Source organism: Ruegeria sp. CJ3, from assembly GCF_056536725.1.
This window is the reverse complement of sequence record NZ_JBQFQE010000006.1, coordinates 21,599-40,466: the sequence shown is the minus strand read 5'-3', so window position 1 is coordinate 40,466 and position 18,868 is coordinate 21,599. Positions and strand designations below refer to the sequence as shown.

Sequence of the window (18,868 nt, the reverse complement as noted above, 5' to 3'; positions counted from 1 at the left end):
CTTAATAGCTGGCCCGGACTGCGTTCAGCGCTTGCTGATCCACCACCGGGCGCGCGCGGGTCTGGGCGTTGCGCACGTAGATATCGAAAATGTTCTGCGCCAGCGCCTGATTGAGCTGCGCGGCCAAGGCATCCTGCATCTGACGCTGCTCGTCGGTTTCTGCGGGGGGCAGTTCCTCGTCCAACCGCACGATCAGGGCGGTGCCGGTGCCGGGGATAACGCGCAGTTCGCCGGGCTCCATTTCAAAGACCTGGGTCATGAAATCGGCCGGAACGTCGTCAAGAAAAGCAGTACGGGTCAGGGCATTTTCGACGCGGAACGGCAAGCCGGTCGCGGTGAAGTCGCCGTCGACCGCCAGTTGTGTCAGAACCGTATTGGCCTGATTTTGCAACGCTTTCGCGATCTCGTCCTGCACCCATGCGCCCGCAACCCGGGGCCGCGCGCTGTCGAGCGGCTCGGGGCGCTGCGGCAGCACTTCGTTCAGGCGCAGGGCAAAGATGGAACCATCTTCGAGGAAGGCGATCTCGGGGAAATCGCCGTCTTGTACGGCCAGGGCCGCCTCGCGGAAGCCGTTATAGGCGGCGACGCCTTCGTCACTTTGCTGGGTCCAGTCGATCTGACCCAACTCCATCTCGGTCTCGCCGGTCAGTTCTTCCAGCGTGGCACCACCGGCCAGCAGGTCGTTGATATCTTCGGCCTGTGCCTCGATCTGGCGGCGGGCGCGATCAGCGGCCAGCTCTTCGCGCAGCTCAGGCTCGGCGTCTTCGAAGGTCACTATGTTTTCGGCCAGTGAGCCGTTCACGCGGAACAGGGCGGGACCAAAGAGCGACGGCAGCGGGCCTACAACCTCGTCGATCTCGGCCGCGAATACGCGGTCTGCAGCCTCGCCAAGGTCTTCGCGGGTCACGTCACCCAGATCGACATCGCTGAGTTCCAGCTGACGATCCCGCACCAGCTGTTCAAAATCCGCGCCGCCGACTTCCAGTTGCGCCAGTGCTTCGGTTGCCTCGGCTTCGCTGGGATAAGGCAGGCGTTCGACCAGACGACGCTCGGGCTGATTATATTGGTCCGAGCGCTGATCGTAGAGGCGGCGCAGCGCATCCTCATCAACCTCGACACTATCCACCAGCATCTCGGGCGACAGGATGGCATAGGTCAGGCGCTTGGTGCGGGGCAGGGTGAAGCGGTCGGCATTCTCATCATAGTAAGCCTGCACCTGTGCGTCCGTCGGTTGCGCCACAGGGGTTTCCAGAGCGTCTGAGGACAGGGTGGCGACGGTAAAGCTGCGGCGGGCAAGGACATAGTTCGACAGGGCCTCGGTCAGGGTGCGGGGCATTTCGACACCGCTCATGACAGCGCCTTGAACGATGGTGCGGGCAGATTCCTTGCGCAGGTCCGATTCGAACTCGGTGTCGGACATGCCGACCTGATCCAGTTGAAAGCGATAGGCTTCGCGGTCGAACGTGCCATCGACGCCTTGGAACGAGGGGATCTGCACGATCTCGCGCTGCAGATTTTCGTCACCGATCGAGATGCCAAGCTGACCGACCTCGTTGTCCAGCGCAGCCAGCGCAACAAGCCGGGACAGCGCCAGTTGATCCAGACCCAGATCATGCGCCTGCGAGATTTGCATCGGTTGGCCGGTCTGTGCCTCAACTGCGCGGATTTCGCGCTGCAACTCGCGGAAGTATTCGTCAACCGAAACACTTTCGTCGCCCACCTGAGCGACGGTACGCACTGTGCCGGTCAGGCTGGTTGCGCCAAAACCTGCAAGGCCCAGCATCAGAAGGCCCATGAGAATCCAGACAAAGGTTTTGGATAGCTTTTTTACGCCTGCGGCCATGGTGCCCTCTTGGTTATGTCTGCCCTGTCGGTTGCGGCCCTGAATACGATGCGCGTCGCCGGGGGGCAAGCTTAGAAGGTGAGGGTTTCCAGCCGGTCGAACAATTGCGCGATTCCGGCGCGGTCGAGATTGGCAAATGCGATGCGGACCTGCCGTTGTCCGGCGGCGTCATGTTGGGGCATGAACATGGTGCCAGGCAACAGCAGCACACCCGCATCGGCCACCAGACGTTTCGCCAATTCGTCCGAGGGCATGTCGAACGGGTGTTCGAGATAGGCGAAATAGGCCCCCAATCCCAGCAGACGCCAGCCCTTGTCCGCAAGGCGCGGCATCCCGTCGGCGATCGCGGCGCGGCGGTCTAGGATTTCATCCCGCTCACCGGCGACCCATTGCGACAGGTTCTGCATCCCCCAGAGCGCGGCGAACTGTCCGATCTGGCCGGGGCAGATGGCCACGGTATCGAGGAATTTCTCGATCTCGGCCAGCAGGGCCGGATTAGTGGCAAGCGCCCCGACGCGGTGGCCGGTCAGGCGGTAGGCTTTCGAGAAGGAATAGAGATGGACAAGCGAGTCGTCCCACGCGTGTTGCTGGAACAGTGCGTGAGGGGGGCCGCTGCGGCTGTCGAAATCGCGGTAGGTTTCATCTACCAGCAGGTACAGGCCGGTTTCCTGTGCAAGATCATAGAAAGCGCGCACCAGCTCGGCTGGATATTCCACGCCGCCGGGATTGTTCGGCGTGACCAAAGCGATTGCACGGGTTTTGTCGGTGATCAGCGCGCGGGCCTTGTCGGGGTCGGGCAGAAGATCGTCGCCGGTGGGCAGATCGATTGCGGTGACCCCGGCCATATCCAGCCACATTTTATGGTTGAAATACCATGGGGTCGGCAGGATGACCTCATCCCCCTGATCGGTGATGGCCGAAACGACCGCCGAGAACGCCTGATTGCAGCCCGAGGTGATGGCGATCTGATCGGCCGCGATCTGTGCGGCGTAATGGGTGCTGATCTGCGCGGCAAGCTCGGCCCGCAGGTCATCATTTCCCAGAACCGGTCCGTACAGGTGCGCGCTGTCCTGAGAGACGGCGAAATCGGCCATGGCCTGACGCAGCGCCAGCGGCGGCGGGTCGACCGGGGCGGCCTGGCTGACATTGATCAGGGGCCGGTCGTCTGGGAAGGTAACCCCATCCAGCCAGCGGCGCGCCTCCATCACCGGAGGGGGGAAGGTGGCGCTGGTGCGGGTCTGTGTCATGGTGTGACCAATTTGCGAGGCTCTGCCTCGCGCTCCGAAGTATTTTTGAACAGAAGAAGGATCAGTCAGTGCCCCGATAGGGTTCGACATATTGCAATGCCATATCCCACGGGAAGAAGATCCATGTGTCCTGAGAGACCTCGGTGATGTAGGTGTCGACCATCGGGCGGCCTTTGGGTTTCGCGTAGACGGTGGCGAAATGGGCCTTGGGGTACATTTCGCGCACCAGTTCCAGCGTTTTGCCGCTGTCGACCAAATCATCGATGATCAGGACGCCGGTGCCATCGCCCATCAGATCGGCGTTGGGGGCCTTGAGCACCTCGGCCTCGCCCTGTGCCTGATGGTGGTAGGATTTCACGCTGACCGTATCGACGGTGCGAATGTCGAGTTCACGGCTGACGATCATCGCGGGCGCCATGCCGCCGCGGGTGATGGCCACGACGGCGCGCCATGCGCCATCGTCGGGGCCTTGCCCGTCCAGCCGCCATGCCAGCGCGCGCGAGTCGCGGTGAATCTGATCCCAGCTGATGTGAAAGCCTTTTTCGTGGGGCAGGCGGTCCTTGGCGCTCATGGTTTAACCCTTTTCAACGTCTGGTGCGTCAACGGCTTTCATGCCGACGATGTGATAGCCCGAATCCACATGCAGGTTCTCTCCGGTCACACCGCTGGACAGATCGGATAGCAAGTAGAGCGCGGAGTTGCCAACATCGTCGATGGTCACGTTGCGGCGCAGGGGCGAGTTATACTCGTTCCACTTCATGATATAGCGGAAGTCGCCGATGCCACTTGCCGCCAGCGTCTTGATCGGGCCCGCCGAGATCGCGTTGACGCGGATGCCGTCCTTGCCGAGATCTTCGGCCAGGTATTTGACCGACGCTTCCAGCGCGGCCTTGGCGACACCCATGACATTATAGTGCGGCATCACTTGCTCGGCCCCGTAATAGGTGAGTGTGATGGCGCTGCCGCCTTCGGTCATCAGCTTTTCAGCCCGCTGCATGACGGCGGTGAAGGAGTAGACCGACACATCCATGGTCAGGCTGAAATTGGAACGGCTGGTGTCGACATAGCGGCCACGCAGTTCGTTCTTGTCGGAAAAGCCAATGGCGTGAACAACGAAATCGAGCTTGCCCCATTTCTGTTCCAGCGCAGTGAACAGCCCGTCGATGGACTCTTCGTCGCTGACATCGCAGGGCAGGACGATCTCGCTGCCCAGTTGCGCCGCCAGCGGGTCGACGCGTTTCTTCAGGGCATCGCCCTGATAGGAAAAGGCCAGCTCGGCCCCGGCATCGGACAAGGCGCGGGCGATTCCCCATGCGATTGATTTGTCATTGGCCAGTCCCATGATGAGGCCGCGTTTTCCGGCCATCAACTGATTTGACATCTTCGGTTCTCCGCCTGTCGTCGCGTTACTTTCGGTTGGTTTATGCCATTGATTGGCCTGCATCAAGGCCATGTCCTCTTGCCCGCAGCGGCTTCTCGCCTTAGGGTCGGAAACAATTGTTTCCAGGGGATGGAAATGAACGAGCGCAGTGGCATCTTTGCCGGAACCGATCCGTTTGAAATTGCGGAGCGGTGGCTGGCCGAGGCGGAAAAGACCGAGACGAACGATCCGAATGCGATTGCGCTGGCAACCGTCGATAAGGAAGGTTTGCCTAATGTCCGGATGGTTCTGCTGAAAGAGATCGAACCGGACGCGTTTGTATTCTATACCAACTACAAAAGCGCCAAGGCCGAGGAACTGGGCTCCACCGGCAAGGCCGCGTTTGTGATGCACTGGAAATCGTTGCGGCGTCAAATTCGCGTTCGTGGTACAATCACCCGGGAAGACGGGCCAAAAGCTGATGAGTATTATGCATCTCGGTCGCTCAAAAGCCGGTTGGGTGCTTGGGCATCACACCAGTCGCAGCCGCTGAAAAGCCGGGCATCGCTGATGGCGGATGTGGCAAAAGTAACAGCCAAGCTGGGACCGAACCCGCCGCGCCCTGAATTCTGGGGCGGATACCGTCTGACGCCGGTCGAGATCGAATTCTGGGCCGATGGGGCCTTTCGGTTGCACGACAGGTTTCAGTGGCGTCGGGGCAACCCTGATTCCGAATGGCAAGTGCAGAGGCTGAATCCATGACTCTCGCGTATCGTGAAATGCAAAGGCCAGCAAACAAAGGCTTTTTTCAGCTTGAATTTGCGGACCAATACCATAAACAACAGACCCTTAACGACCCGCCTTTCATCGTAATGGGAAAACAGTGCCGGAAGATCTGAACAGCATGTATCGCGTCCGTGGACACGTTAAATGGTTCGACCCCGCCAAGGGGTACGGATTTGTTGTGTCCGACGAAGGCGGTCCGGATATTCTGTTGCACGTCAATGTGTTGCGGAATTTCGGGCAGAGCTCGGTCGCCGATGGTGCGGGCATCGAGATCATGACGCACAAGACCGACCGCGGTGTTCAGGCGGTCGAGGTTGTCAGCATTGATCCGCCCGTGCGGACCGAAACCATGATGCTGGCTGACTTTGCCGAGCTTGATCCCAACGTGATCGGCAGCGCTCCGCTCGAAGCGGCGCGGGTCAAGTGGTTCGACAAGGGCAAGGGCTTTGGCTTTGCCAACGTATTCGGCAGCAGCGAGGATGTCTTCTTGCACATCGAGGTGTTGCGTCGTTCCGGGCTGGCCGATCTGCAACCGGGCGAGGCGCTGGCGATGCGCGTTATTGACGGCAAGCGCGGGCGGATGGCGGCACAGGTTCTGGCCTGGGAAGCGGCCTTGGGCGGCTGAACTTCAGATGAAGAAATTCGTGGCAGTTCTTGGGGTTGTTGCGGCTATGTCCGGCGGGGCGGCCCGTGCGGAATGCCGTGCCGACCGGGTTGAGTTGCGAAACGATCTGGCGCAGGTCCGGTTTGACATCGAACTGGCAGTAACGCCGCAAGAACGGTCGCGCGGTTTGATGTTTCGGGAAACCATGCCAAGCCGGTCAGGGATGCTGTTCATCTTTGACCCGCCACAACCGGTGGCATTTTGGATGAAGAACACGCTGATTCCGCTGGATATGATTTTCGTCGATCGCACTGGAACCGTGACGCGTGTTCATAAGGGGGCCATTCCCGGCGACCTGACTCCGATCGAGGGCGGCGATTCGGTTTACGCCGTGTTGGAAATCAACGCTGGTCTGGCCGAGCGCTATGCTCTTCGTCCGGGAACTCAGATGCGCCACCAAGTTTTTTCGCAAGGTCCCGCGATTTGGCCCTGTTAGGGCTTTTCAAATCAAACCACCACGTTTAGGAAGGCGCACGGTCCGGGGCGTGGCGCAGTCTGGTAGCGCACCTGTTTTGGGTACAGGGGGTCGTAGGTTCGAATCCTGCCGCCCCGACCACTTCCATCATATTGGCGTTCCACCGAAATCGGCATAAAGCCGTGAGAAATCCCGATCCAGATCCTTGCTTTCCACGGGTATCCTGACGGTCTTGCCGTCTTTTTGCGGCACAAGAAAGAACAACTCGGCGTCCACCCGGTACCCGGCCTGATTCTTACTGGAACTCAGGCGGGTTACGATCTGCGGCAGGTTCTGCGGATACCCATCGAAATTGAGAATCAGATAGGCCGTCGCCTCGGGCGAAAGGGCCTCGCGGCATTCCACGCTGTTCGAACTGGTCTTCCTGTAACTGTCGCCGGGGCCGGCGCAGTCGGTCTTGAAGCTGCGGAACAGGTTTTGTGGATAGTCGGGGAATTGTGCGCTGCGCGACGCGGGCGGCACGTCCTGTGATGTGCAGGACACGATCAGGGCCAGAAGAGGCAGCAGAAAAAGCAGGCGCATGGCTAAAACGGGTCCCGGGCAAAAAACACAACATCGCAACTATGGCACGGGGTTGGCGGGGGTGACGATGATTCTCTGACGGGTTGCTTAATGGTGTGCCGCCGGATCAACCCTGCGTAACTGTGGCGTTCAAAACGGGAAATCAGTTTGGGACTTCGGTGTCCGGCCTAGTCGGCGCGCATGACCTGCCTGTGGAGGAATCGCCGACCGGCGGTTTCCCGCCGGTTCAGCGAACGGGGTCAAGCCAAAAGATTTGTAAAATGGACGAAAAAGCCCGTTGACCAGCTATGGGTGTATACGTCAAGTTGTATGGACCGAGAGGCGAGCCACAAAATCTGGTAGATATAGGCCAGAGGCGGCATTCGGGCGAGGGACGGAAAACAATACAGTATGACGTGCGACCGTATTTGCGGTCCCGCGCTGCGATACGCAGCGTCCGGTCCTTTGTGCCCTGATCGCGTCGGTCGTGCGGGCGGCACCCCGCAACACAAGATTTGGTGCCGGCGTTGAGAATTTTGGACAACCTGAAGCTGGGGCAGCGGACATGAAGATTGAAAGAAAATTCACCAAACCGGGACAGGATGCATATGCCGATCTGGATTTTGTGTCGGCAACCTCTGAGATCCGCAACCCGGATGGTACCATCGTCTTCCGTCTGGACGAGATCGAAGTTCCCGCCAAGTGGAGCCAGGTGGCCAGCGACGTTATCGCTCAGAAATACTTCCGCAAGGCCGGTGTTCCATCCAAGCTGAAAAAAGTCAAAGAGAAGGACGTGCCCGAATTCCTGTGGCGCTCGATTCCTGCTGATGGCGCAGAATTCGATGGAGAGACGTCTTCGAAGCAGGTGTTTGACCGTCTGGCCGGTGCGTGGGCTTATTGGGGCTGGAAAGGCGGCTATTTCTCGACCGAGGATGACGCGCGCGCCTACTTTGATGAGATGCGCTATATGCTGGCAACCCAGCGCGCGGCGCCGAATTCGCCGCAATGGTTCAACACTGGGCTCCATTGGGCTTACGGGATCGATGGTCCCGCGCAGGGGCACCACTATGTCGACTACAAAACCGGCAAGCTGACCAAATCGAAATCCGCCTACGAGCATCCGCAGCCGCACGCCTGCTTCATCCAGTCCGTCGATGATGATCTGGTGAACGAGGGCGGCATCATGGACCTGTGGGTCCGCGAAGCGCGCCTGTTCAAATACGGCTCGGGCACAGGGACCAACTTTAGCCACCTGCGGGCTGAGGGAGAGGCGCTGTCGGGTGGTGGCAAATCCTCGGGCTTGATGGGCTTTCTCAAGATCGGCGACCGCGCCGCTGGCGCGATCAAATCAGGCGGGACAACCCGTCGAGCAGCAAAGATGGTAATCGTCGATGCAGATCACCCCGATATCGAACAATTCATCGAATGGAAGGTGATCGAAGAGCAGAAAGTGGCCTCGATCGTTGCTGGATCGAAGATGCACGAGAAGATGCTGAACGGCATTTTCGAGGCCATTCGTTCTTGGGATGGGTCTGCGGATGATGCCTATGATCCGAGCGCGAACGACGCGTTGAAAAAGGCGGTACGCGAGGCCAAAAGAGTTGCGATCCCAGAGACTTACATTAAGCGTGTGCTGGACTATGCCAAGCAGGGCCACGACAGCATCGAATTCCCGACCTATGATACGGACTGGGATTCGGAAGCCTATAGCTCGGTCTCGGGGCAGAACTCGAACAACTCCATCCGCGTGACCAATGCGTTCCTGACTGCGGTCGAGAAAGACGCCGATTGGGAACTGATCAACCGCACCGACGGCAAGGTCGCCAAAACCGTCAAGGCCCGCGATCTTTGGGAGAAGGTCGGCCACGCCGCCTGGGCCTGCGCCGATCCGGGCATCCAGTTCCACGACACGGTCAACGAATGGCACACATGCCCCGAAGACGGCGAGATTCGCGGTTCGAACCCGTGTTCCGAGTATATGTTCCTGGACGACACGGCCTGTAATCTGGCGTCGATGAACCTGCTGACCTTCCTGAAGGATGGTGAGTTCCAGGCGGCGGACTACATGCATGCTTCTCGCCTGTGGACCCTGACGTTGGAAATTTCGGTGACCATGGCGCAGTTCCCGTCGAAGGAAATCGCGCAGCTGTCCTATGACTTCCGCACCTTGGGTCTGGGCTATGCGAACATTGGCGGCCTGCTGATGAACATGGGCTACAGCTATGACTCGGACGAGGGCCGGGCGATCTGCGGTGCACTAACCGCGATCATGACCGGTGTGGCCTATGCAACCTCGGCTGAGATTGCTGGCGAATTGGGCACCTTCAAAGGCTATGAGCGCAATGCAGACCACATGCTGCGTGTCATCCGTAACCATCGCCGTGCGTCGCAGGGGGTGACCGAGGGGTACGAGAAACTGGCCGTAAAGCCTGTGCCACTGGATCACGGCAACTGCCCGGACAAACGCCTGGTCGATCTGGCCATGTCCGCCTGGGACGAGGCGCTGAGCCTTGGTGAGAAGAACGGCTACCGCAACGCGCAAGCCACTGTGATCGCGCCCACCGGCACGATTGGTCTGGTGATGGATTGCGACACCACAGGGATCGAGCCGGACTTTGCTCTGGTGAAATTCAAGAAGCTGGCCGGTGGCGGTTACTTCAAGATCATCAACCGTTCGGTGCCGTCGGCGCTGGAGAAACTGGGCTATTCCTCGGCTCAGATCGAAGAGATCGTTGGTTATGCGGTCGGCCACGGCACCATCGGCAACGCGCCGGGAATCAACCACACTTCGCTGACCGGTCATGGCTTCGGCCCGAACGAACTGGCCAAGGTGGACGCCGCGCTGGAAAGCGCGTTCGACATCCGGTTCGTGTTCAACCAGTGGACGCTGGGCGAGGATTTCTGCACCGGCGTTCTGGGCATCCCGGCGACCAAGCTGAATGACCCGACATTCGACCTGCTGCGTCATTTGGGCTTTACCAAGGCGGATATCGACGCGGCCAACGATCACGTCTGCGGAACCATGACTCTGGAAGGCGCGCCACATCTGAAGGAAGAGCACTATTCGATCTTCGACTGCGCCAACCCGTGCGGCAAGAAAGGCAAGCGTTTCCTTGGGGTTGATAGCCATATCACCATGATGGCGGCAGCGCAGAGCTTCATCTCGGGTGCGATCAGCAAAACGATCAACATGCCGAATGATGCGACCATCGAGGATTGCCAGAAGGCCTACGAACTCAGCTGGTCGTTGGGTGTGAAGGCCAATGCGCTCTATCGTGATGGTTCAAAACTGTCGCAGCCTCTGGCGGCGGCGCTTGTCGAGGATGACGACGAGGCGGCGGAAGTGCTGGAAAGTGGCTCGACGCAGGAAAAAGCTGTCGTTCTGGCCGAGAAGGTGATCGAGAAGGTTGTGGTCAAGGAAATGATCCGCAGCCATCGCGAGAAACTGCCGCATCGCCGCAAGGGCTATACCCAGAAGGCAATCGTCGGCGGCCACAAGGTCTATCTGCGCACCGGTGAGTTCGAAGACGGCAAGCTGGGCGAGATTTTCATCGATATGCACAAGGAAGGCGCTGGCTTCCGGGCGATGATGAACAACTTTGCCATCGCTGTCTCGGTCGGCCTGCAATATGGCGTACCGCTGGAGGAGTTCGTTGATGCCTTCACCTTCACCAAGTTCGAACCGGCTGGGATGGTGCAGGGCAATGACTCGATCAAGAACGCGACGTCGATCCTGGACTATATCTTCCGCGAACTGGCCGTCAGCTATCTGGACCGCACCGATCTGGCCCATGTGAAACCAGAAGGTGCAACCTTTGACGATCTGGGTCGGGGCGAAGAAGACGGTCTGTCGAATGTGTCGGAAATCAGTGAAAGCGCGGCGACCAAGTCATTGGAAGTGCTGAAACAAATCAGCTCGACCGGCTATCTGCGCAAGCGCCTGCCGCAGGACCTGATGGTCTTCAATGGTGGTCAGGCCGATGTGACCGGCATGGCCGAAACCGCAGCCGCATTCGAAGCACCTGCTGAAACGGCGGTTGCAACCGGTATGGACGCACGGACCAAGGCCAAGATGCAGGGGTACGAGGGCGATCCCTGCGGCGAATGCGGAAACTACACGCTGGTGCGCAATGGCACCTGCATGAAATGCAACACCTGCGGCGCGACAAGCGGGTGTAGCTGAGTTTAGCCCCCCGGCAACCCGGGGTGCAGGGGTCGGATAGCTGCCACAGGTACCGACCCCGACGAACACGGAGAAAGGCGCTGAGACTTACCATCGATGCCTTTTTCCACTCGACCGACATGCCCGTGTTGGTCGGGAACAGGGTGGGGCGGAATATTGCTCTTTCCCACTCTCTCACGGGGCGGGTGCGCTCGTCCCATGCGCAGTCCAGGCCGCAGGCAAAAAAACACCGGGCGGTCAACGAAATGAGCCTGGAAGGCGAAACTGACAGGGGGCTTCGGCCCCCTTTCTTTTTCAACCCCGAGTCGGTTGTCTGAGCAGGGCCTTGCCGGATCATCCCGGTCGCATAGGGCAAGTCCCGCCGATACGCACCATATCCATTTCGTCCGGCGATGGTCCGCAGACGCGACTCTGTCAAACACGCGGAGATTGGCGCGGGCGCTGTAATTTCAAGCAGAGCGGGTGACGTAACCGGGGAATGGCCATTTCTTAACCTCTGTCCGGACACAGACACTCAAGAAAACACACTCAGGAGGCATAAAATGGAATCGAAGAAACTGGTAATCGTCTCTGCCCTGGCTTTTGGACTGCCGGTCACAGGGCTTGCCCAAAGCTCGGCTGACACCAATGGCGACGGAGTTTTGACTATCGAAGAGGTTCAGGTGGTTGTGCCTGATGTTGATGCCGAAGGATTCGCACAGATGGATGCGAATGGCGACGGCGCGCTGGATCAGGATGAAGTTGCCGTTGCGCAGGAGGCAGGATTGCTGCCGCCGTCCAACGGGTAGATCACCTCAAAGAAGGGCGGCCCGAACTGCTTTGGGCCGCCTGCTTTCAGTGTATTAGGACGTCAAGTGAATGTTAAACTTGCGACGCAGGTCCGCGTCCAGAAGCGGGTCAAATCGGGCGTTCGAGGGGGCCGACAGAATCTCCTCCTTCCGGGCAATGGCTTTTTCGACCAAATCTGGTTTTCCCAACTCGGCCCATTCCTTGGGTGATGTCCGGTCGCCAAGTGTTGGATAGACATAATCTGTCTGCATTCGCCCCAGCGTGGCATCCGTGCCCAGATAATGCCCCGGTCCACCCAAGCACACCTCGGCCATCTGATCCAAAGCCAGAGTCTCGTCGGTAACTTCGATCCCCCGCACACAACGCTGCGCCTGCCCGATAAGATCGTCCCCTAAGATCAGGGATTCATGGCAAAAACCCAGCAGAGAGGAATGCATCCCTGCCGCCTCATAGATCATATTTGTGCCTGAAAGCCCGGCCATGATGTTCGAACACATCTGCTCCCATCCGGCCTGCATGTCGGGCAGTTTCGAATCCGATGCTCCCGCAGCTGCACCACCCGGCAGGTCGTAGAACTCGTGCATCTGCGCGCAACCGGCGCTGAGCAGCGCCTGCTCTCCGGACCCCACAGACATAGCGCCGGTACGCAGGTCCAAACCAAAGGGCCATGTGCCAAAAACCGCGGAGGCACAAGGGCTTATGGCGTTTACATAAACCAGTCCGGCAAGGCATTCGGCGGTGGCCTGCGTGATTGCGCCAGCGATGGTCGAAGGCGCGGTTGCGCCCGCCATGCCTGCAGACAGCAGCAGAACGGGCAATCCGGCTTTGATACATTCCTCCATTACCTGGCAGCTTTCGGTGGCGAATTTCATAGGTGGCACCACGAAACAGTTCGAGTTCGACACGAAAGGCCGGGCGCGCCACGCGTCTTCTCCACCTGCAATCATGTGCAGCATTTCAACGGCTTGCGAGACGTAGCTGGGGTCGGTGAAGGAGGTCCCGATATGTTTGAATGTGCCCGAGCAACAGGCATAGATGGTGTTCAGGTCCATCTCGAGATTGTCAGTGATGTCCCGGCACACCATGGGGCGCTGGACAAAGTGGATATTATCCAACTGCTCGCAAATCTTCGCGGCATCATGCAGGTCCTGAACCGTCGAGTCACGATACTCTCGTCCGGTTACGTCGACCATATGCACCGCAGCCCCCGCGGTGCCGTAATGCACCCGGTTGCCCGAGAGGTCTAGGTCCGTGTGCCCGTCGCGGCTGTAGAGGGTCACGGATCGGTTGGCACGTGCCAACGTATCCTCGACGAGCGCAGCAGGAAAACGGATACGCCCGTCATCTCCAAGCGTGCATCCGGCCGCCAGAAGGTAGTCAATCCCGCTCTGAGGAGCGTCTGCTAACCCTATGGTTTCAAGCGCTTTCAGCGCTGCAAGATGGATTTTCTCGACATCAGGCGCACTCAGCGGCTTGTAGGTGCCACCCTCCATGCCCGGACGGACGGGGCGCATATGTTCGGGCAGGGCTGCAGCGCGCGCAGCGCGGCGGGCGGCGCGGCCGCCGCTGCGGGATGAAGTGCGGGTTTGATCATTCATGGAAAGGTCCGGATTTGAAGCAGAAACAGGTGTTCAGGCGCGGTCAAGATGGGCCGGTCTGCCCCGTGCCGCACGCCCGCGATCTGCCCCAATGGTGCGGCTGATCAGGCAGATCTTCCAGACCTCGTTCTGCATTGGCGTCCTCGGTTTCCTAACTCAAAGTGTTTCAACACTATGCGGCACAATCTACTCTGTTTGCGACCTCTGTTTGCCGTTCCGGATCGATCGGGTGCCCCACATGCGCCCAAGAACGCGTGATCAAATGTTCTTTCCCGTGGGGCTAAAAACCTGTTACGCTGTACATAGTTATTTAACCAAAGCTTGTAAGTTTAAGTCAGAAGTCAGGGAGCTGCTGCCAAAGTCGCCCCGCAATCCGCCCCGACCGGCATCATATGTTCGGAGGTCTGAATGAAATCAAAGCTGGCCATAGTCGCCGCAGCGCTGCTGATCGGAGCGGGCCCGGTGAGTGCTGAGGATTGGACCGGTGCTTATGCGGGGTTCAGCTTTGGCTATGCCGATGCGGATGGCTCGGGCGGGGCCGGTGGAAACGATTTCGGCTTTGGCCCTCATATCGGATATGATTACGATTTCGGCAATTTCGTCCTAGGGGGCGAACTTGAATATAACCGCCTGAACCTTGATCTGGGTCAGTCCGAGGGCAGTCTGGACAGTCTCACGCGGCTGAAACTGCGCGGCGGCTATGATTTTGGCTCGGCGCTGGGGTATGTCGTGGTCGGTACCGCACGGGCCAGCACCTCTGGCGACAGTGATACCGCTGCTGTCTATGGAATCGGGGTTGCCTATCCTCTGGGCGAACGGTTTGTCATCAGCGGCGAGGCCTTGCGGCAGAGTTTCGACGACATTCCGAACTCGGGCAGCAATCTGGACGCCAACGTCTTCAATTTACGGACGACATTCCGGTTCTGATCCTAACCGGTCGCGGTTTCCGCCCGCTTGGCTAACTGCCCGGCCAGGTCACAGAGCAACTTCAACGACGCGACGAACTTGTCATCGGCGATCGTCATCGCGACGCGGATGTGTCCGGCTGCGGCGGCACCGAAACTTTCGCCGGGCATGACCGCAATCGCGTGTGTGTCCAGCAAGGCGTCGGCAAAGGCTTCGCCGCTGAGGCCCGTCGCTCGGATGTCGAGCATCAGGTACATCGCACCCTGGGCCGGGATCAGGCTCACCGTCTGCTGTGCGGCCAGAATGTCCAGCGCCAGCGCACGGCGGCGGCGAAAGGGCTCGGCTATTTGGTTTTCAAGATCGGAGCCGGCACTTAGGGCATAACTGGCGGCGTCCTGAATGAACCCCGGGACGCCATAGGTGGTGTGGGTGGCGAGGTTGATCAGATGGTCGGTGACCTCTTCCGGGGCGACGATCCAGCCACAGCGCGAGCCGGTCATGGCGTGAGATTTCGACATTGACCCGATGACCAGCGTGCGCTCGGCCATACCGGGCAGGGCGCGCGGCGAAAGATGGGTGCCGTCCCAGACCTGCGTGTCATAGACCTCATCCGAAATGAGCCAAAGATCGCGTCGTTGGCATAGCTCAGCGATGGCCGAGAGGGTTTCAGTTGAATAGACCACTCCGGTCGGGTTGTTCGGGGTGTTGATCAGCAGAGAAACAGCACCGTCGGCTGCGGCGTCGATATCCTCGGCGCGCGGCTGGAAGGCGTCCTCGGCACGGGTCGCGATGGGGCGGGCGATGGCTCCGGCCCCTCGGATGGTGCCGGGATAGGTGGCATAATAGGGGTCGAGATAAAGACCCACATCACCGGGATCGCATAGGGCCGTATGCGCAGCAAACAGCGCGGCCTGACCGCCCGGCGTGATCATCACATTGTCCCGGGTGGTTCTGACGCCAGTGCGCATTTGGACACGTGCAGCAACCGTATCGCGCAGCAGATCGGTGCCGGGTACCATGGCATAGCCGGTATGGCCTTCGCGTGCCGAAGCATCCATCGCCGCCAGAATCGAGGGATCAGTGCCGATATCATGCTCGCCAATGGTCAACTCGGTGACGGCATGGCCTTCTGCGATCATCTGGCGGGCGCGATAGAACACGTCCCACCCGTCCGATCCGCCGCCGGTCAGATGCGTGATGCGATGCGATAGTTTCATGGCGCGCCTCCCTTGACCCGAAATGGGGCAGAGCGGCGGGGTCTTGTCAATCGGCTTCGTCGCGGCACCCGGGACCGAACTCAGGGCTTGGCGGGGCGCTGAACCCGTGCTAGTCAGGGCGCATGAACCGGAAAACTTGCATCATTATCTGCTGCATTCCCTGCTGATTTATCAAGCGGGCCGGTTTCTTTCGTTTTCATCCCTGAGACAAGTTGCTAAGCCCGCGCCAATGCGTGACGTATATGCTGTTTCAGGAGCACGAGCCGATGACGACGATCAAACTGCACAACACGAGGACACGGGCGAAAGAGGATTTCGCGCCGATCGATCCCAGCAATGTGCGGATGTATGTCTGTGGCCCGACGGTCTATGACCGCGCCCATTTGGGGAACGCGCGACCTGTGGTGGTGTTTGACGTGCTCTACCGGTTGTTGCGCCACGTCTACGGCGCGGATCATGTGACCTATGTGCGCAATTTCACCGATGTGGACGACAAGATCAACGCGACGGCTCTGGCGCGTAAACAGGCCGGAGCCGCGGGGTCATTGGAGCAGTTGGTGCAAGAGCGTTCGGACGAAACCATTGGCTGGTATCTGCATGACATGGGTGCTCTGGGCGCGATGGAACCCGATGAGATGCCGCGTGCCACGCAGTACATCGCACAGATGATCGCGATGATCGGAGACCTGATGGCCAAGGGGCATGCTTATGCCGCCGAGGGGCATGTGCTGTTTGCCGTGGATAGCTGGAAGGACGATTACGGCGCGCTGTCGGGGCGCTCGGTCGATGACATGATCGCGGGCGCGCGGGTTGAGGTCGCGCCTTACAAGAAGAACCCGATGGATTTTGTGCTGTGGAAGCCCTCGACCGATGAATTGCCCGGCTGGGAAAGTCCGTGGGGCAGGGGGCGTCCGGGTTGGCATATTGAATGCTCGGCCATGAGCTATGAGTTACTGGGTGAGAGCTTTGACATTCATGGCGGCGGGAATGATCTGATGTTCCCGCACCATGAGAACGAGATAGCGCAGAGCAAATGCGCCCACCCGCATGGTGAATTCGCGCGTGTCTGGATGCACAATGAGATGCTGCAGGTTGAAGGCAAGAAGATGTCCAAATCGCTGGGCAATTTCTTCACCGTCCATGATCTTTTGGATCAGGGAGTACCGGGTGAAGTGATCCGCTTTGTGTTCCTGCAGACCCATTATCGCAAGCCGATGGACTGGACCGAGAAGAAGGCGCGCGAGGCCGAGGCGACGTTGCGCAAGTGGCGGGCGCTGACAGCGGGCATTGAGCCCGCCGCCAACGCGGCCCCTGCCGTCATCGCGGCGCTTGGTGATGATCTGAACACCGCAGGTGCCATTGCAGAGCTGCACCGTTTGGCGGCAGAGGGCGATGCTGCGTCTTTGTTGGCGAGCGCGCAGGTGGTCGGGTTATTGACCGATGAGATGGGCGAGTGGGCGGAGACGGGCTCAGTCGATCTGTCGTCTCATGCCGAAAGACTGGCCGAGGCGCGGGCGGCTGCGATGCAATCCAAGGATTTCTCGGAAGTTGATCGCTTAAAGGCCGCGTATGTTGCCGCCGGGCTGGAGGTCCGGATGAGTAAGGAGGGCGTGGAACTGGTGCCCGGTGCCGGTTTCGATCCCGCCAAGTTGGAGGGGGTCGGATGAGCAAAGAGCGTCTTTACCTCTACGACACCACCTTGCGGGACGGGCAGCAAACGCAGGGCGTGCAGTTTTCGACCGCCGAGAAGGTGCAGATTGCGCAGGCGCTGGATGCGTTGGGGGTGGATTACATCGAGGGCGGCTGGCCCGGCGCGAACCCGACGGATAGTGCGTTCTTTGAGGCGGCGCCCAAGACGGCGGCCTGTTTGACCGCGTTTGGGATGACCAAGCGCGCGGGGCGGTCGGCCGAGAATGATGACGTGCTGGCCGCAGTGATGAATGCCGGGACGCCCGCGGTCTGTCTGGTCGGGAAGTCGCATGACTACCATGTGACGGATGCGCTTGGCATCGCACTGGAGAAGAACACCGAAAACGTCCGGGCCTCGGTCGCGCATATCGTGGCGCAGGGGCGCGAGGCTTTGTTCGATGCCGAGCACTTCTTTGACGGCTACAAGGACAATCCCGGATACGCGGTTGAGGTCTGCCGGGCCGCGCTGGATGCCGGCGCGCGGTGGGTCGTTTTGTGCGACACCAATGGCGGTGCCCTGCCTGCCGAGGTTGGGCGCATCGTGTCTGAGGTGATTGCCGCCGGTCTGCCCGGGGATCGGCTGGGCATTCATACACATAACGACACCGAGAATGCGGTGGCGTGTTCTCTGGCCGCCATCGATGCTGGCGCACGGCAGGTGCAGGGCACGCTGAACGGATTGGGCGAGCGGTGCGGCAACGCCAACCTGACCGCTCTGATCCCCACGCTGATGCTCAAAGAGCCCTATGCCTCGCGCTATGAGATCGGGGTGAAGCCCGAGGCGTTGGCCGGGCTGACGCGGATCAGCCGGATGCTGGACGATATCCTCAACCGCGTGCCCAGCAAGCAGAGCGCTTATGTCGGGGCTTCGGCCTTTGCGCATAAGGCCGGGCTGCATGCCAGCGCGATCCTCAAGGACCCGTCGACCTATGAGCATATCGACCCGGCAAGCGTCGGCAATGCGCGCATCATTCCGATGTCGAACCAGGCCGGGCAGTCGAACCTGCGCAAGCGTCTGAACGATGCGGGACTGACTGTCGACGCGGGCGATCCGGCGTTGGGGCGTATCCTTGAACGGATCAAACTGCGGGAGGCTGAGGGCTATTCCTATGACACCGCGCAGGCCAGTTTTGAGCTGCTGGCGCGGGATGAGCTGGGGCAGCTGCCCGAATTCTTCGAGGTCAAGCGTTATAAGGTGACTGTTGAGCGCCGGAAGAACAAATACAACAAGATGGTCAGCCTGTCTGAGGCGGTTGTTGTTGTGAGAGTAGACGGTGAGAAGAAACTGTCGGTTAGTGAATCGCTGGATGAAGACGGCAGCGATCGGGGTCCAGTGAACGCTTTGGCGAAGGCCTTGGCCAAGGATCTGGGGCAGTATTCGCAGATACTGGCGGATATGCGGCTGGTCGACTTCAAGGTGCGCATCACCCAAGGCGGGACCGAGGCGGTGACCCGCGTGATCATCGATAGCGAGGACGGGCAGGGGCGGCGCTGGTCCACTGTCGGGGTGAGTGCGAACATAATCGACGCCTCGTTTGAGGCTCTGCTGGATGCGATCCAGTGGAAACTGGTGAGCGATTGCGCACCGCGCTCCGCCGCTGCCGAATAAC

The 18,868-nt window shown here is 59.8% G+C and carries 15 protein-coding genes and 1 tRNA gene; 9 read left to right on the top strand and 7 right to left on the bottom strand.

The annotated features are described in order from the left end of the window. Window position 1: 1 nt before the first annotated feature. The 4 genes from ACR0J1_RS12170 to fabI all read right to left on the bottom strand — a co-directional run bounded on the left by ACR0J1_RS12170 (window position 2) and on the right by fabI (window position 4,471). On the bottom strand, window positions 2-1,843 hold the full coding sequence (locus ACR0J1_RS12170) for a peptidyl-prolyl cis-trans isomerase (protein WP_480733085.1): 1,842 nt from the start codon (window positions 1,841-1,843) through the stop codon (window positions 2-4). Between the two features lie 71 nt (window positions 1,844-1,914). Further along, complete coding sequence (locus ACR0J1_RS12165) at window positions 1,915-3,090, bottom strand: aminotransferase (protein WP_480733084.1); 1,176 nt, start codon at window positions 3,088-3,090, stop codon at window positions 1,915-1,917. A gap of 61 nt (window positions 3,091-3,151) precedes the next feature. Beyond that, window positions 3,152-3,661: a xanthine phosphoribosyltransferase gene (gpt, locus tag ACR0J1_RS12160; protein WP_480733083.1), complete on the bottom strand. Its 510-nt coding sequence runs from the start codon at window positions 3,659-3,661 to the stop codon at window positions 3,152-3,154. Between the two features lie 3 nt (window positions 3,662-3,664). After that, window positions 3,665-4,471, bottom strand: coding sequence for an enoyl-ACP reductase FabI (gene fabI, locus ACR0J1_RS12155; protein ID WP_480733082.1), 807 nt, complete (start codon window positions 4,469-4,471; stop codon window positions 3,665-3,667). 135 nt (window positions 4,472-4,606) lie between these two features. On the opposite strand from fabI, the gene pdxH reads away from it, so the two are divergent. From pdxH to ACR0J1_RS12135, 4 genes are all read left to right on the top strand, one after another. Continuing rightward, window positions 4,607-5,212 (top strand): pyridoxamine 5'-phosphate oxidase, encoded by a 606-nt coding sequence (pdxH, locus tag ACR0J1_RS12150; RefSeq protein WP_480733081.1) that lies wholly within the window; start codon window positions 4,607-4,609, stop codon window positions 5,210-5,212. A 121-nt stretch (window positions 5,213-5,333) separates the two neighbouring features. Further along, window positions 5,334-5,861 (top strand): cold-shock protein, encoded by a 528-nt coding sequence (locus ACR0J1_RS12145; protein WP_480733080.1) that lies wholly within the window; start codon window positions 5,334-5,336, stop codon window positions 5,859-5,861. Window positions 5,862-5,868: 7 nt separating this feature from the next. Beyond that, window positions 5,869-6,336 carry a DUF192 domain-containing protein gene (locus tag ACR0J1_RS12140; RefSeq protein WP_480733079.1) on the top strand — a complete coding sequence of 156 codons (468 nt, stop codon included), beginning with the start codon at window positions 5,869-5,871 and terminating at the stop codon, window positions 6,334-6,336. Window positions 6,337-6,379: 43 nt separating this feature from the next. Next, a tRNA-Pro gene (locus ACR0J1_RS12135) sits at window positions 6,380-6,456 on the top strand. A gap of 6 nt (window positions 6,457-6,462) precedes the next feature. Here the strand turns inward: ACR0J1_RS12135 and ACR0J1_RS12130 are convergent. Further along, window positions 6,463-6,897, bottom strand: a complete 435-nt coding sequence (locus ACR0J1_RS12130) for a hypothetical protein (RefSeq protein WP_480733078.1) — start codon at window positions 6,895-6,897, stop codon at window positions 6,463-6,465. A 544-nt stretch (window positions 6,898-7,441) separates the two neighbouring features. Between ACR0J1_RS12130 and ACR0J1_RS12125 the strand changes: the two genes are divergently transcribed. Further along, window positions 7,442-11,059 (top strand): vitamin B12-dependent ribonucleotide reductase, encoded by a 3,618-nt coding sequence (locus ACR0J1_RS12125; protein ID WP_480733077.1) that lies wholly within the window; start codon window positions 7,442-7,444, stop codon window positions 11,057-11,059. 542 nt (window positions 11,060-11,601) lie between these two features. Beyond that, window positions 11,602-11,847, top strand: coding sequence for an EF-hand domain-containing protein (locus tag ACR0J1_RS12120; protein WP_480733076.1), 246 nt, complete (start codon window positions 11,602-11,604; stop codon window positions 11,845-11,847). 54 nt (window positions 11,848-11,901) lie between these two features. On the opposite strand, the gene ACR0J1_RS12115 is transcribed toward ACR0J1_RS12120, so the two are convergent. Continuing rightward, window positions 11,902-13,446: a trimethylamine methyltransferase family protein gene (locus ACR0J1_RS12115; protein ID WP_480733075.1), complete on the bottom strand. Its 1,545-nt coding sequence runs from the start codon at window positions 13,444-13,446 to the stop codon at window positions 11,902-11,904. Window positions 13,447-13,854: 408 nt separating this feature from the next. On the opposite strand from ACR0J1_RS12115, the gene ACR0J1_RS12110 reads away from it, so the two are divergent. Beyond that, window positions 13,855-14,373: an outer membrane protein gene (locus ACR0J1_RS12110; protein ID WP_480733074.1), complete on the top strand. Its 519-nt coding sequence runs from the start codon at window positions 13,855-13,857 to the stop codon at window positions 14,371-14,373. A gap of 2 nt (window positions 14,374-14,375) precedes the next feature. On the opposite strand, the gene ACR0J1_RS12105 is transcribed toward ACR0J1_RS12110, so the two are convergent. Further along, window positions 14,376-15,569 carry a pyridoxal phosphate-dependent aminotransferase gene (locus tag ACR0J1_RS12105; protein ID WP_480733073.1) on the bottom strand — a complete coding sequence of 398 codons (1,194 nt, stop codon included), beginning with the start codon at window positions 15,567-15,569 and terminating at the stop codon, window positions 14,376-14,378. Window positions 15,570-15,835: 266 nt separating this feature from the next. On the opposite strand from ACR0J1_RS12105, the gene cysS reads away from it, so the two are divergent. Together cysS and cimA are read left to right on the top strand one after the other, a co-directional pair. Continuing rightward, window positions 15,836-17,236: a cysteine--tRNA ligase gene (gene cysS, locus ACR0J1_RS12100; protein WP_480733072.1), complete on the top strand. Its 1,401-nt coding sequence runs from the start codon at window positions 15,836-15,838 to the stop codon at window positions 17,234-17,236. Continuing rightward, window positions 17,233-18,867, top strand: coding sequence for a citramalate synthase (gene cimA / locus ACR0J1_RS12095; protein WP_480733071.1), 1,635 nt, complete (start codon window positions 17,233-17,235; stop codon window positions 18,865-18,867). The genes cysS and cimA overlap by 4 nt, the downstream gene beginning before the upstream one ends. Window position 18,868 lies beyond the last annotated feature (1 nt).

Coding starts and splice junctions, on each gene's coding strand:
- ACR0J1_RS12170 (WP_480733085.1), bottom strand. CDS start 1,843: ATGGCCGCAGGCGTAAAAAAGCTATCCAAAACCTTTGTCTGGATTCTC.
- ACR0J1_RS12165 (WP_480733084.1), bottom strand. CDS start 3,090: ATGACACAGACCCGCACCAGCGCCACCTTCCCCCCTCCGGTGATGGAG.
- gpt (WP_480733083.1), bottom strand. CDS start 3,661: ATGAGCGCCAAGGACCGCCTGCCCCACGAAAAAGGCTTTCACATCAGC.
- fabI (WP_480733082.1), bottom strand. CDS start 4,471: ATGTCAAATCAGTTGATGGCCGGAAAACGCGGCCTCATCATGGGACTG.
- pdxH (WP_480733081.1), top strand. CDS start 4,607: ATGAACGAGCGCAGTGGCATCTTTGCCGGAACCGATCCGTTTGAAATT.
- ACR0J1_RS12140 (WP_480733079.1), top strand. CDS start 5,869: ATGAAGAAATTCGTGGCAGTTCTTGGGGTTGTTGCGGCTATGTCCGGC.
- ACR0J1_RS12130 (WP_480733078.1), bottom strand. CDS start 6,897: ATGCGCCTGCTTTTTCTGCTGCCTCTTCTGGCCCTGATCGTGTCCTGC.
- ACR0J1_RS12125 (WP_480733077.1), top strand. CDS start 7,442: ATGAAGATTGAAAGAAAATTCACCAAACCGGGACAGGATGCATATGCC.
- ACR0J1_RS12120 (WP_480733076.1), top strand. CDS start 11,602: ATGGAATCGAAGAAACTGGTAATCGTCTCTGCCCTGGCTTTTGGACTG.
- ACR0J1_RS12115 (WP_480733075.1), bottom strand. CDS start 13,446: ATGAATGATCAAACCCGCACTTCATCCCGCAGCGGCGGCCGCGCCGCC.
- ACR0J1_RS12110 (WP_480733074.1), top strand. CDS start 13,855: ATGAAATCAAAGCTGGCCATAGTCGCCGCAGCGCTGCTGATCGGAGCG.
- ACR0J1_RS12105 (WP_480733073.1), bottom strand. CDS start 15,569: ATGAAACTATCGCATCGCATCACGCATCTGACCGGCGGCGGATCGGAC.
- cysS (WP_480733072.1), top strand. CDS start 15,836: ATGACGACGATCAAACTGCACAACACGAGGACACGGGCGAAAGAGGAT.
- cimA (WP_480733071.1), top strand. CDS start 17,233: ATGAGCAAAGAGCGTCTTTACCTCTACGACACCACCTTGCGGGACGGG.